13 protein-coding genes are annotated in these 13,254 nt (G+C 73.6%); 7 read left to right on the plus strand and 6 right to left on the minus strand.

Annotated elements, in window-relative coordinates; all coding sequences use genetic code 11:
* Positions 1-13: 13 nt before the first annotated feature.
* Positions 14-931, minus strand: coding sequence for a hypothetical protein (locus tag ACFP3U_RS01080; protein WP_380223127.1), 918 nt, complete (start codon positions 929-931; stop codon positions 14-16).
* Entirely contained in the window at positions 928-1,977 is a 1,050-nt protein-coding gene (locus tag ACFP3U_RS01085; protein WP_380223128.1) for an SPFH domain-containing protein, read from the minus strand. The genes ACFP3U_RS01080 and ACFP3U_RS01085 overlap by 4 nt, the downstream gene beginning before the upstream one ends.
* A gap of 137 nt (positions 1,978-2,114) precedes the next feature.
* Between ACFP3U_RS01085 and ACFP3U_RS01090 the strand changes: the two genes are divergently transcribed.
* Together ACFP3U_RS01090 and ACFP3U_RS01095 are read left to right on the plus strand one after the other, a co-directional pair.
* Positions 2,115-3,197 carry a hypothetical protein gene (locus ACFP3U_RS01090; protein ID WP_380223304.1) on the plus strand — a complete coding sequence of 361 codons (1,083 nt, stop codon included), beginning with the start codon at positions 2,115-2,117 and terminating at the stop codon, positions 3,195-3,197.
* A 246-nt stretch (positions 3,198-3,443) separates the two neighbouring features.
* Entirely contained in the window at positions 3,444-5,837 is a 2,394-nt protein-coding gene (locus ACFP3U_RS01095) for a transglycosylase domain-containing protein (protein WP_380223129.1), read from the plus strand.
* Between the two features lie 83 nt (positions 5,838-5,920).
* Here the strand turns inward: ACFP3U_RS01095 and ACFP3U_RS01100 are convergent, their stop codons facing one another.
* The 3 genes from ACFP3U_RS01100 to ACFP3U_RS01110 all read right to left on the minus strand — a co-directional run bounded on the left by ACFP3U_RS01100 (position 5,921) and on the right by ACFP3U_RS01110 (position 8,346).
* Positions 5,921-7,216 (minus strand): glycerophosphodiester phosphodiesterase, encoded by a 1,296-nt coding sequence (locus tag ACFP3U_RS01100; protein ID WP_380223130.1) that lies wholly within the window; start codon positions 7,214-7,216, stop codon positions 5,921-5,923.
* Positions 7,217-7,463: 247 nt separating this feature from the next.
* Positions 7,464-7,676, minus strand: coding sequence for a hypothetical protein (locus tag ACFP3U_RS01105; protein ID WP_380223131.1), 213 nt, complete (start codon positions 7,674-7,676; stop codon positions 7,464-7,466).
* A 121-nt stretch (positions 7,677-7,797) separates the two neighbouring features.
* On the minus strand, positions 7,798-8,346 hold the full coding sequence (locus tag ACFP3U_RS01110) for an RBBP9/YdeN family alpha/beta hydrolase (RefSeq protein WP_380223132.1): 549 nt from the start codon (positions 8,344-8,346) through the stop codon (positions 7,798-7,800).
* 246 nt (positions 8,347-8,592) lie between these two features.
* Between ACFP3U_RS01110 and ACFP3U_RS01115 the strand changes: the two genes are divergently transcribed.
* On the plus strand, positions 8,593-9,159 hold the full coding sequence (locus ACFP3U_RS01115) for a DJ-1/PfpI family protein (protein WP_380223133.1): 567 nt from the start codon (positions 8,593-8,595) through the stop codon (positions 9,157-9,159).
* Positions 9,160-9,442: 283 nt separating this feature from the next.
* Positions 9,443-10,735 (plus strand): serine hydrolase domain-containing protein, encoded by a 1,293-nt coding sequence (locus ACFP3U_RS01120; protein WP_380223134.1) that lies wholly within the window; start codon positions 9,443-9,445, stop codon positions 10,733-10,735.
* A gap of 22 nt (positions 10,736-10,757) precedes the next feature.
* Here ACFP3U_RS01120 and ACFP3U_RS01125 read toward each other — a convergent pair whose 3' ends face one another.
* The gene (locus ACFP3U_RS01125) at positions 10,758-12,032 is read right to left on the minus strand and encodes an MFS transporter (protein ID WP_380223135.1); all 1,275 of its coding nucleotides are present in this window, start codon (positions 12,030-12,032) and stop codon (positions 10,758-10,760) included.
* Between the two features lie 145 nt (positions 12,033-12,177).
* Between ACFP3U_RS01125 and ACFP3U_RS01130 the strand changes: the two genes are divergently transcribed.
* The 3 genes from ACFP3U_RS01130 to ACFP3U_RS01140 all read left to right on the plus strand — a co-directional run bounded on the left by ACFP3U_RS01130 (position 12,178) and on the right by ACFP3U_RS01140 (position 13,160).
* Positions 12,178-12,414, plus strand: a complete 237-nt coding sequence (locus tag ACFP3U_RS01130; protein ID WP_380223136.1) for a DUF2277 domain-containing protein — start codon at positions 12,178-12,180, stop codon at positions 12,412-12,414.
* Positions 12,415-12,529: 115 nt separating this feature from the next.
* Complete coding sequence (locus ACFP3U_RS01135) at positions 12,530-12,766, plus strand: DUF6296 family protein (RefSeq protein ID WP_380223137.1); 237 nt, start codon at positions 12,530-12,532, stop codon at positions 12,764-12,766.
* Positions 12,767-12,875: 109 nt separating this feature from the next.
* Positions 12,876-13,160, plus strand: coding sequence for a DUF427 domain-containing protein (locus ACFP3U_RS01140; protein ID WP_380223138.1), 285 nt, complete (start codon positions 12,876-12,878; stop codon positions 13,158-13,160).
* Positions 13,161-13,254: the final 94 nt, after the last annotated feature.

Here is a 13,254-nt window from a genome sequence, read left to right on the forward strand (position 1 = left end):
CGGGCTCCAGGACTCAGCCGAGCAGCCGCAGCCGGGTGGCGGCGACGCCCACCCGGACGGTCTGGCCGCGGACGAGGTCCAGCGCGTCGCTTTCGACGCCGTCCCCGAAGGCCACCAGCCGGTCCGACTCGACGGTCAGGACGAGCCGCTGCGCCCCGTCGAGCAGGCCGTGCACCCGGGTGGTGCCGGTGGCGGGGGAGGGCCAGGCCTCGCGGACGAACCAGGCGAGCGACGGGGCGGCGGGCGCGGGCAGGGCGAGCGGGGCGCCGCGGTCCTGCCAGACGGAGCGGCACCAGCCGGTGCCGCCGGTGCCGGTGCCGATCAGCACCCCGGAGGAGGCCTGGGGTTCACCGTCGTCGGACGCGTAGGGGGTCCGCTCCTCGACGGTCAGCCGGTAGCGGGCCGTCTGGTGGCCGGGCTGGCCGACGTAGACCTCGTTGAGCGCGAGCAGCCGCTGGGTGTCGTCCGTGACCGCCTCGACCATGGTCCGCTCCTCGACGCGCCGCTCACTGCCCCGGCCGACGGCGGCCGGCAGGAGCCGCGGCAGGTCGTCGGCGCGGTGCCGGACCAGCACACCCGGGTTGCGGCCGGGGTCGGTGTCCAGGCCGACGACGGGCTGGCCGTCGAGGTACTTGGCGACGTTGGCGACCAGGCCGTCCTGGCCGACCACGACGACCACGTCCTCCGGCTCGAAGAGGAAGCGCGGCAGGTCGGCGCGTTCGACGCGGGTGCGGCGCCAGTCGAGCGGGACGGCGCCGGCCGCCCGGGCCAGCGCCTCGACCTGCCGGAGGTGGCGCCGTTCGATCTCCTCGACCGAGCGGCCCCGGCTGTTCAGGAAGTACGCGGCCTGGCCGGGCGTGCCGTGGTGGGCGACCAGTTCCTGGTACTCGGTGCGGCGGTGGACCAGGACCACCCGGGGCGCGAGCGTCACCGTCCGCTCCCGCCGGAGCCACCGGAGAGCGAGCCCCCCGCCGTACCGCCGCCCCCCGCGCCGAGCTTGGCGAGCAGCCCGGTCAGCACGTCCGGCGTGAGCGTGAGGCTGTCGATCCGCGGCAGGTGCTCGGCCAGCCGCATCAGCGCGAGCGCCCGCAGCACCGCCGGGTCGGCCTGCTGGTGCGCGGCCAGCCAGGCCGCCTCGGCGGCGGCCTTGGCCTCGCCGAGCGCCCGGGCGGCCTCGGCATCGGCGCCGGCGAGCCGGGTGCGGCGCTGCGCCTCGGCGTCGGTGCGGATCCGGTCGGCGACCGCCTCGTCTTCGGCCTGGAGCCGGGCGTTGGCGCCCTGCTGGGTGATCAGCTGTTCCTGCCGCCGGGCGAGTTCGATCTGGTTGGCGAGCTCGTTCTCGGCGATGCCGCGCTCGTGCTCGACGGCGACGGCGCGCCGTTCGAAGGTGGCCCGGTCGGCCTCCTGCTGGACCAGTTCGCGGGCGGGGGTGCGCAGCGCGCGTTCCACCTCCGGTTCGGGGCGCAGGGCGACCACCCGGACGGCGATGACGGCGAGTCCGGTCTCGGTGAGCCGCGGTTCGGCGGCGAGGCCGGCGGCCATCCGTTCGCGGACGGCGGTGATGCCGTCGGCCAGCGCGGTGGCGAGCGGGGTGCGGGCGAGCAGGCCGAGCGCGTGCTGCTGGGCGGTCTCGGTGAGCAGGTTGGCGAGCTGGTCGAGCGGGGCGGAGCGCCAGGCGCCGGTGTCGGGGTCGATGCCGAAGTCGACGCGTGCGGCGGCGGTGGCCGGGTCGGTGATCCGGTAGGTGAGGGTGCCCTGGACGGTGACGTCCTGGAAGTCGGCGGTGCGGGCGTGGAAGAGCATGGCGAGTTCGCGGTCGTCGACCGGGACCTCGGAGAGGGCGGCGGTGAGCGGGCGGAACCAGAAGGCGAGCCCGGTGCCGTCGTGGGTGAGCCGGCCGCGCCGGACGTGCCGGATGTGGGCGGTGGGGAGGGCGCGCAGGTGGCGCATCCCGAAGCGCTTGGTGATGTCGGCCATGAGGGGCTCCTTTTCGTCATGCTGACGATATTGACTGACGAGGGATCTCGTCAAGGTGACGAAAAACAACCCCCGGCCGACTGTCGATCCCGGGGGAGGAGCCGGGGCGGCCGTGGGAGGATCGACCGGTGCTGAGGATGCGAACGACCAGGCTCCCCGCCGTGCTGCTCGCCGCGGCCTGTGTCACAGGCGCGACCACCGCCACCGCCACCGGAGCCGCGCCCGCGGCCGCAGCGGCGGACCCGGCCGGCCAGGCGTTCACCATCGGCGACCCGCGGATCACCGAGTCCAGCGGCCTCGCGGCGAGCAGCCGGCACCCCGGCGTCGTCTGGACGCACAACGACAGCGACGACGGCCCGTACGTCTACGCCGTCGACCCCCAGGGCCGCACGGTCGCCACCGTCACCCTGCGCGGCATCGAGCCGCGCGACGTCGAGGCGATCTCGCTCGGCCCGGACGGCCGGCTCTACCTCGGCGACATCGGGGACAACCTCGGCGGCAAGTGGCCCGAGGTCTGGATCTACGCCTTCGCCGAACCCGCCGAACTCCGCGACCAGACCGTGGAGGTGACCCGCTACAAGGTCCGCTACGAGGACGGCCCGCGCGACGCCGAGGCGCTGATGGTCGACCCGGCGACCGGCCGCGTCTACATCGCCAGCAAGAAGCAGGGCGGCGCCGGGCTCTACCAGGGGCCGGAGAAGCTCTCCCCGACCGGGGTGAACACCTTCCGCCGGATCGCCGACGTGCCGTGGACGACCGACGGCTCCTTCTCGCCGGACGGCACCCGGCTGGTGCTGCGCGGCTACTTCGCGGCCACCCTCTACCGCTGGAAGGACGGCGCGCCGAGCGAACTCGGGCCGCTGTCCACGCCGTTCCAGCGCCAGGGCGAGTCGGTCACCTTCACCGCGGACGGCCGGGCGCTGCTCTACGGCAGCGAGGGCAAGGACAGTCCGGTCTGGCGCGCGCCGCTCGACGACAAGCAGCTTCCGGACACCGTCGCGCCGCTGCGCGGCCCGGATCCGATCCCGTCGGGCCCGGCGTCGGCCCCCGCGTCGGGCGGGGCGTCGGGCGAGGCGGCCCCGCCGTCGGCCGGCAGCGCCCCGTCGTCGACCGCCGCCGGATCCCCGGCCGATACCGGGGACAAGGTGCTCGGCGTGGCGTTCCTGCTCGCGATCGCGGGCGCGGTGTTCGGTCTGCGACGGAAGAAGCGCGACGGGTGACCGCACGAGTGTGCGCGGGTGTGTACGCAGGTGACCGCGCAGGTGTGCGGAAACGAGCGGCTCCGATCGCCCGCCCGTTCTTGATCGAATCCCATCAACCGTAAACGAACGACCCTTTCCCGAAGCGGGTTGCCCCCGGGTCGCCCGACACGCCACGCCCAACGTCGGCGATCTGTCGCCGATTTGTGACAAAGGTTGGCCAACACCGGCCCCACGAGCGGTTTTCGTGGACGTAGTGTTCCGACTATGTCACGGAGAAGCCGCCGCACTCCCTCCCCGGAGCCCCTCGACACCTGGGTACCGCGCCCCCGGCGCCGCGAGACCCCGCTGGGCCTGCTCGGCCACGGCGTGAAGTTCCTCGGCTACAGCACCCTCGCGGGCGTCCTGCTCGCGGGCATCGCCCTGCCGGCCGCGGGTGCGCTCGGGCTCGGCATGAAGAGCGGTGTGGAGGAGTTCGACAGCATCCCCGACGGCCTGAAGACACCGCCGCTCACCCAGGCCAGTTGGATCTACGACGCCAAGGGCCAGCAGATAGCCAAGGTCTACGAGCGCGACCGGCGGGTGATCACCGCCGAGGAGATGGGCACGCTCATACGCCAGGCCCAGGTGGACATCGAGGACGCGCGCTTCTACGAGCACGGCGCCGTCGACCTCAAGGGCGTCCTGCGGGCGATCACCAAGAACGCGGAGAGCGGCACCGCCGTCCAGGGCGCGTCCACGCTCACCCAGCAGTACGTGAAGAACGTCAACGTCGAGAAGGCCGGCGACGACCCGGTGGCGGTGCTGGAGGCCCAGCGCAAGACCCTCGGCCGCAAGGTCCAGGAGCTCAAGTTCGCCATCAAGCTGGAGGAGGAGCTCACCAAGGAGCAGATCCTCACCAACTACCTGAACATCACGTACTACGGCCAGCAGGCCTACGGGATCCAGGCGGCCGCCCAGCGCTACTTCAGCAAGGACACCAAGGACCTCACCGTCGCCGAGGCCGCGACGCTGGCGGGCCTGGTGCAGAACCCCTCCCAGTTCGACCCGAAGGCCCACCCGGAGGCCGCGCGCAAGCGCCGCGACGTCGTCATCGACAAGATGGTGGAGAACAAGCACCTCACCGCGGAGCAGGCCAGGGAGGCCAAGTCCGGGCCGGTCGTCCTGCACTACCAGGCGCCGCAGAACGGCTGCATCACCGCCGACGCGGGCATGGGCTTCTTCTGCGACTACGTCCGGCACGTGATCAAGCAGGACCCGGTCTTCGGTAAGACCGCGGCCGAGCGCAAGAAGCTGTGGGACCAGGGCGGCCTCTCCATCCACACCACCCTCGACCCGGTGAAGCAGGCGGCCGCGCTCAAGGCGGTCACCACGAAGGTCAAGGTCACCGACCCGGTGTCGGCGGCGATGACCATGGTGGAGCCGGGCACCGGCAAGATCCTGGCGATGGCCCAGACCCGCCCGTACGGGATCGACCCGGCCAAGAACCAGACCGTGGTCAACTACAACGTGGACGCGGTGATGGGCGGCGGCAACGGCTTCCAGCCCGGCTCCAACTTCAAGCCGATCGTGGCCGCCGCCGGCCTGGAGGCCGGGCTCACCTCCACCCAGTCCTACCCGTCGCCGAACAAGATGGACTGGCCGACGATGAGCACCTGCGACGGCACCTGGAAGAACCTGGAGAAGGGCAAGAAGGGCGGCACCATCCCCAACGAGTCGTCGGGCGAGGTCGGCCCGTACGAGCTCAAGGAGGCGATGGCGCTCTCGGTCAACACCTACTTCGTGCAGATGGAGCAGGAGATCGGCCTCTGCGCGGTCAAGCAGATGGCCAACAAGCTGGGCGTGGCGGGCAAGGCGAGCGGCAAGCCGCTGCAGGAGCTGCCGGCCCTCGGCCTGGGCACCCAGGAGGTGAGCCCGCTGGTGATGGCCAACGTCTACGCGACCTTCGCCAACCGCGGCACCTACTGCACGCCGGTCGCGATCAGCGGCATCACCACCATGGACGGCAAGGACGTCCCGGTCACCCCGGCCAAGTGCGACCGGGTGTTCTCCGAGAGCACCGCCGACATCATCAACACCGTGCTGCTCGGCGTCACCGAGAAGGGCGGCACCGGCCGTGACCTCGGCCTGGACGACGACCGCCAGATCGCCGGCAAGACCGGTACCTCCGACGAGAAGAAGTCGGCCTGGTTCAGCGGCTACACCGGCAACCTGGCCACCTCGGTCTGGCTGGGCGGCCCGGCCGGCGGCGTCCCGATGAAGAACATCCGGATCGGCGGCAAGTGGTTCGAGGAGGTCTTCGGCGCCACCGGCCCGGGGCCGATCTGGCAGATGGCCATGAACGACGCCGTCCGGACCATGCCGCAGAAGGAGTTCGCGACCGTCTTCATCCCCAACCCGCCGCCCAAGCGCGACCCCTCGGCGAGCCCGGGCAGCGGTTCGCCGAGTTCGGTCAGCGGCTCGCCGTGGACGACCTGGCCGGGCGGCCAGCCGACCGACGTCGCCCCGACCTGGCCCGGCGGGCGGACCCAGCCCCCCGGCCGGCAGCCCACGCGCAAGTCCACCCCGCCCGCGCAGCCGACCCCGCCCGCGCAGCCGGAGGGGCAGGACGGGCAGAACCGGCAGACCCAGCAGTCCGAGGAGCAGCACGGCGACGGCTGACCCGCCCGGCCTGGCCCTGGACAGCACCGCGCCCCGGAACGTCGACGGACGTTCCGGGGCGCGGTCGCGTGCGGCGCCGGGCGTCAGTGCGCGCCCTTGGCCGCCCAGAAGTCCTGGCGGGCCAGCACGCTGGTGTCCGTCTGGTCGGTGAAGAAGCCGTCCACCCCGAGCTCGTACAGGTACTTCGCCCAGCCGATCGCGTCGCCGTACGCGTTCGGGTCGGTGCCCCTGCGGTAGTCCAGCGGGAGGAAGGCGTTCTCGTTGCGCACCGTGTACGGGTGCAGCAGCAGACCGGCCGTGTGCGCGTCCCGGACCAGGGTGGTCGGCGGCTGCAGCTTGCCGCTCGCGTCGACCGGCGCGATCAGGGTGGTGGTCGGACCGATGCCGTGCGCGAAGGAGGCGATCCAGCGCAGGTTCTCGGGCTTCACGAGGTCGGCGACGGTGCGCTTGTCACCGGACAGCACGAAGTCGTACGGCTGGGTGGTCGGGCCGCTGAGCAGGAAGATCTTCGGGTTGTCGACCAGCTTGGCGAGCCGCTGCAGGCTGCTCGGCTCGAAGGACTGGAGGATCGCCCGGCCGTTGCGCCCGGCCAGCCCGGTGCGGCGCAGCTCGTCGGCGAGCCGCTCCTCCAGCGGCAGGCCGATCGAACGGAAGTAGCTCGGGTGCTTGGTCTCCGGGTACACCCAGACGTCCCGGCCCAGCTCGCGGCCGCGCTTGCGGGCGAAGTCGGCCACCTCGCGGAAGGTCGGGATCGCCCAGCGGCCGTCGTAGAGGGTGTTGCGCTGGCGCTGCTGCGGCAGCCGCTCCCTGGCGCGCAGGGTGCGCAGCTCGGCGAGGGTGAAGTCCTCGGTGAACCAGCCGGTCTGGGCGGCACCGTCGATGGTCTTTGTGGTGCGGCGGTTCGCGAACTCAGGGTGGTCCGCGACGTCCGTGGTCTCCGCGATGTTGTTCTCGTGCCGGACCACCAGCTGGCCGTCCTTGGTGGGGACGAGGTCCGGCTCGATGACGTCCGCGCCCAGCTGGAGCGCCAGGTCGTAGGAGCCCAGGGTGTGCTCGGGGCGGTAGCCGGGGGCGCCGCGGTGACCGACGATCAGCGGGTGCGGCAGGCGGTCCAGGCCGGTGCCGGTGCGGACCGGCGGGCGGGTGCCGGTCGGGCGGCCGTACGCGACGCCGCGCTCGTCGTCGGCGGCACCGGCACCGGACAGCTCGGCGTCCGGCTGGTCCCCGGCGGGGGCGGCGAACGCCTCGCCGGCCCCGGCCGCGAAGGCCGCCGCGCCGAGCCCGGCGGCACCGGTGACCCGCAGGAAGCTCCGGCGGGAGGCGGAGGTGCCGTCGGCGGACTCCGCCGGGGTGCTGCCGTCGGTCGGACGGTACGTCATGGATGCTCCTAGCCCGCGCTGATGGCGTCGCGGTGGCGTCGTGATGGTGGCTGCCGCCCGCAGACTAGGAGCAGTCGGACCCCGCCGGGTGGCCGTCGGGCGAACTGCGGGAGAAGTTCCGGCACCCACCGTCCTTGCCGGGCCGGGGCGGTGGGTACGGTCCCCGGTCGCGCCGGAGGCCGGCCGCGGTCACGCACCGCGGCCGGCCCCCGGTCCGGAGGGAGGAGCTCCTCCCCGGTGGTCCGGCTCAGCCGCCGGCCTGGCAGAGGCCGTACGACTTCTCGGCGTGCAGCATCGACTCCAGCTCCGGGTAGCCGAGCTGCTTGTAGGTGTAGTACGCCACGGTGTACTCGACGTCGCACTTGTTGGCGGCCGAGGCGCTGGGCGCGACGGCGATGCCGCCGAGCACGGCGGTCGCGGAGACCGCGAGCACGGCGAGCGAGCGGGAGAAACGGGTCATCTGCGGCACATCCCTTCGGGGGTGTTCCTGGGGGCTGGTCGGTCTGCGCCGATTCTGGCCCGGAGGGCGACCGCCGTCCCATCCCCGGAATCTGGGATACCTCCCCGCCCCGGGCGACCGCTCAGAGCTCGGCCAGCAGCTCCCGCCCCAGCGGCCAGTCACCCAGCGCCGAATCGGAGTTGAGGTGCCCGAAGGCCCCGGCCTCGACGTACCGGGCACCCCAGGCCTCGGCGAACCGGCGGGCGCGCCCGGGGGTGACCCACGGGTCGTCGGTGCTGGCCACCACGGTGGCCGGGAACGGGAACCGGGCCAGCGGCACCGGTCCGAAGCTCCGCAGCTCGGGGATCTCGACGTCGTCGATGTCGGCGGGCGCGACCAGCAGGGCGCCGCGCACGCCGGCCATCCGCGCGGCCGGGGCGCCGGCCACCCAGCGGGCCACCGCCACGCAGCCGAGGCTGTGCGCGACCAGGACCACCGGTCCGTCGGCCGCCGCCGCGGCGACCGCCGCGTCCACGCGCGCGACCCAGGAGTCCGGCTCGGGGTGGTCCCAGTCCTCCTGCCGCACCCGGACGAACGCCGCCGGGTCGGCGGCCTCCCAGTGGCTCTGCCAGTGGGCCGGTCCGGAGTTCTGGTAGCCGGGCAGGACGAGGTAGGTGGTGCGGTCCGACATCGGTACGGACTCCTCCAGGACGTTGGCGCGGTCACTCGGGCAGCAGGAGTTTAGGCGCAAGTCCCTGCGGGGGGCGCGCGCGGTCCATGGGAGGCGTGCGGGGGCGCGCACGGGTGGCCGGGTGCCCGGTGCGCCCCGTTGCGCCGGTGGGCCGGGTGCGGAAGCTTGGTCCCGGCCCGTCCCGGATCCCACCGATCCGGGCCCGCACCATGTCTGACGATCGATCGATTCGGAGGGATGTCGGCGATGGCATCGAAGATCCTGCTCGTCACCGGGGACGCCGCGGAGTCGCTGGAGGTGTTCTACCCGTACCAGCGGTTGCGCGAGGAGGGGTACCAGGTCGACATCGCGGCGCCGTCGCGCAAGCGGCTCCAGTTCGTGGTGCACGACTTCGTCGACGGGTACGACACCTACACCGAGAAGCCCGGGTACACCTGGCCCGCCGACCTCGCGTTCGCCGAGGTCGACCCGGCCGAGTACGTCGCACTGGTGATCCCCGGCGGTCGCGCGCCCGAGTACCTGCGCAACGACCCGGACGTGCAGCGCATCGTCCGGCACTTCTTCGAGGGCGAGAAGCCGGTCGCGCAGATCTGCCACGGCCCGCTGGTGTCGGCCGCCGCGGGGGTGCTCGGCGGGCGGACCAGCGCCGCCTACCCGGCCCTGGAGCCGGACGTGAAGGCGGCCGGCGCGACGTACGTGGACGGCGAGGCGGTGGTCGACGGCGTGCTGGTCTCGGCGCGCGCCTGGCCCGACCACCCGGCCTGGCTGCGGGCGTTCATCGAGGTCCTCCGGGTCAAGGCCCCTGCCGCCTGACCTCGGGCTCCGGGGGTGTCTCCGACCCGGGTCGGAGACACCCCCCGAGGGCCGTCAGGGAGCGCCCCGGACCTGAGGAGGAGCGGCGCGCGTCCGAGGATCGCACCTGCGGCGGAGCGGGTCCGGACCAGGGTCTGACGAACTCCGCCCCACCTGCCTGTCAGAGTGTCAGCTGCCGCAAGGGGCAGGGGTGTTGTGCGCACCCGAAGGCACGGGCTGGGGAGGGCGCATGGGTGGGACGGGACGCGGGGGCGGGACGAGGCATCGGCGGTACGGCACGGCCGTGCGCGTCGTGGCAGTCGCGCTGGCCGGCGCGGGCCTGGTGGGCGTGGTCGCCCCCACGGCCGGCGCCCTGGGCGCGAGCAAGCCGACCGAGGTGGTGACGGTGACGGGAACGCAGGACGGCGGGGGCGCGCCTCGGGGTGTCGACGCCCGGGTCCTGGACGCCGCCGTGCGCGGCATGGTCGACCCCGGCGGGGCCTCGGCCACGCTGGCCCGGGTGAGCGAACGCGGTCGCACCGTGTGGAAGGGCGCGGCCGGCACCGCCGACTTCACCACGGGCGCCCCGGCCTCCACCGACGGACTGTTCCGGATCGGCAGCGTGACCAAGACCTTCGTCTCCACCGTCGTCCTCCAACTGGTCGCCGAGGGGCGGCTCGGCCTGGACGATCCGGTGGAGAGCCTGCTGCCGGGCGCGGTGCCGAACGGCCGGAACATCACCCTCCGCCAGCTGCTCAACCACACCAGCGGCCTGTTCAACTACACCGAGGACCCGTCCTTCGCCTTCGAGGAGGACCCGGCCGGGATCCGGCGCTGGCTGGACGTCGACCGTTGGACGCGCTACACGCCGCAGCAGCTGGTCGCCCTGGCCAACGCCCACCCGCCGTACTTCGAGCCGGGCCGGGGCTGGCACTACTCCAACACCAACTACATCGTGGTCGGGCAGATCATCGAGCGGGTCACCGGGCACAGCTGGGAGCAGGAGGTGGACCGCCGGATCATCCGCCGGCTGGGCCTGACCCGTACCTCCATGCCGACCCACTCGACGACGATCCCCGGCCCGCACGCGCACGGCTACTACAAGCTGCCGGCCGGGCCGGCCGACACCACCGAGCTCGACCCGAGCATGGCGGGCGCGGCCGGCGCCGGGATCTCGACCACCGCCGACCTCACCACCTTCGTCACCGCCCTGATGGGTGGGCGGCTGCTGCCGCGCCCGCTGCTCGCGGAGATGACGACGGTCGCCCCGCAGAGCGGCGAGACCGAGTACGGCCTCGGCATCCATCGGATGCGGACGCCCTGCGGGCCGGTCTGGGGCCACGGGGGCGGCATCCCCGGCTACAACACCTTCATGTACGCCGACGGTGACCTCCGTCGGGAGTTCGTGGCCTCGGTGAACGCGTTCGACGTCGCGGACCTCCCGGCCACCAACGCCGCGTTCGAGACCCTGCTCAACACCGGCACCTGCGGCGGCCCGCCGCCCGCCACCACCCCGGCCCCGGCCGCGCCCACCGTCTCGCTGCCCGCCCCGGCCGGTCCCGCCGCCCTCCGGCCCGCCGCCGACCCGGCAGGCTGACGGCCCGGGCCGTCAGCCTGGCTCAGCGGCGGGTCGTGGTCTCCGCGCCGATCCGGCCCTCCGGAGCCGGCGCGGAGCCGACCCCGACCCCGGTCCCGGTCCCGGCCCCGGCCACGACCAGGGTCGGCGCCGATGCCCGGGCCGCGGCCGACGGGCGTCGCCGGTCGACGGCCCAGGAGGCCACCGCGATCACCGCGCCCGCGGTCGCCAGACCCGCGCCGACCAGCGTCGGCGAGGTCCAGCCCAGCCCGGCGTCCAGCGCCAGCCCGCCGAAGTACGCGCCCTGCGCATTGGCCAGGTTGAACGCGCCCTGCACCGTCGCCGAGGCCAGCGTCGGCGCGGCGGACGCCTTCTGCAGCACCAGCGTCTGCACGGCGGGCACGATCGCGAACCCGAACAGCCCCACCAGCAGCACCGTCACCGCCGCCGACCACTCGGCCCGCGCGGTGACGGCGAACAGCGCCAGCACGGCGGCGACCAGCAGGAACGAGGCGCAGACCGTCGGTCGCAGCGCGCGGTCGGCCGCGTAGCCGCCGAGCACGTTGCCGATGGTCATCCCCACCCCGAACAGCGACAGCACCAGCGTCACCGAGCCGGTGCCGAAGCCGGACACCTCGGTGAGCAGCGGGGTGATGTACGAGTAGCAGGCGAAGAAGCCGCCGCAGCCGACGACCACCATGGCCAGCGCCAGCCAGAGTTGTCCGCTGCGGAACGCGCCCAGCTCGTGCCGCAGGCCCGCCTGCGCGGGGGAGGGCAGCGCCGGGACGAGCCGGGCGATCGCCAGCGCCCCGGCCGCGCCGATCGCGACCACCACCAGCATGGTCGCCCGCCACCCCAGGTGCTGGCCGAGCAGGGTCGCGGCCGGCACCCCGACGACGTTGGCGAGGGTCAGGCCGGAGAACATCACCGCGACCGCCCGGGCCCGCTTGTCCGGCGTGACGAGTTCGGCCGCCGCGACCGCCCCGGCGCCGAAGAACGCGCCGTGCGGCAGCCCGGTGATCAGCCGGGCGGCGGCCAGCGTCCAGAAGTCGGGGGCGATCGCGCAGAGCAGGTTCCCGAAGGCGAAGAACCCGGCCAGGGCGATCAGCACCGCCTTCCGGGGCCGTCCGGCGGCGAGCGCGGTGAGCAGCGGCGCCCCGATCACCACGCCCAGGGCGTAGGCCGAGATCAGCCAGCCGGCCTGCGGGATCGAGACGTCCAGACTGTCCGCCACCTGGGGGAGCAGCCCCATGACGGCGAACTCGGTGGTTCCGATGGCGAAGGCGGTGACGGCCAGGGCGACCAGCGCGAGAGGCAAGGGGGTACTCCGGACCGAAAGGTAAGAAACGGGATTGTCAGGCCCAAATCCTAATCCGTCCGGATGACGGCGCCGTGTGGTGCGTACGACGGTCCGGTGACGGACGGGGGTCGCCCCCCGGGCGTCGGCGCGCGAGACTGGTGGCATGTGCCGCAGTATCAAGACGCTGAGACCACCCGTGACGCCCGACGCCACCGAGGAGGACTACCGCGCGGCCGCGCTCCAGTACGTGCGGAAGGTGTCCGGCTTCCGGGCCCCGGCCGCGCACAACCGCGAGGCCTTCGACCGGGCCGTGGACGCCGTCGCCGAGGCCACCTCGCGACTGCTCGGCGAGCTGGAGGTCCGCGGCGCCCCCGCCCACCCGGCCCGGGCCACCGCCTGAGGACGGTCCGCCTGAGGACGGACCGCCCGAGGACGGTCCGCCGAGAACGGACTGTGAGCACCGGCACGTGGAACCGTGCGCACCGGCACGTCGAACAGGGACCAGGAGGTCGGTGATGAGCCCCGTCACCCGTTACGCACTCACCTTCCCGGGCACCCCCGGTACCCAGGCCCCGCAGGACGTGGTCGTGGTCGAGCGCACCAGCGCCACCGGGCCCGGCGGCCATCCCGTGTACGAGGACCCCAGCGGGATCGTCCGGGCCGAGATCAGCGACGCGGGGGAGGTCCGGATGCTCGCCACCGGCGGCCACCAGAGCCCGCACCTCCCGGTCCACGCCCAGCCACTGCCCTGACCCCACCCGCTCCGGCCGCCCGCTCCGGGGGCGCACCGTCACACCCCGGAGTGGCCGGATCGCGCCGGACCCCGTGACGCCGCCGCGCCCCGTCGGGCAGACTCCCGGGATGACCACAGCGCGCTGGCAGGGCACGATCGTCGCCGAGAGCGAGGACACCGTCGTCGTCGAGGGCAACCACTACTTTCCGGTCGACTCCGTCCGCCCGGAGTACCTGCACCCGTCCGACACCACCACGGTGTGTGGTTGGAAGGGCACCGCCGAGTACTACTCCCTGGACGTCGACGGGCGGACCAACCCGGACGCGGCCTGGTACTACGCCGACCCCGAGCCCGCGGCGGAGCACATCCGCGGCCGGGTGGCGTTCTGGCGGGGCGTCGAGATCACCGACTGACAGGGGGACGGCCGCAGCGCGATCCTGGGCCGTCGGGACGACGCCGTGGCCGTCCTGTCGCAGGACCGGGACACCCCCGGAGCGTACCGCCGCG

Origin of the sequence: Kitasatospora misakiensis, assembly GCF_042656005.1 — a bacterium.
GTDB lineage: Bacteria > Actinomycetota > Actinomycetes > Streptomycetales > Streptomycetaceae > Kitasatospora > Kitasatospora misakiensis.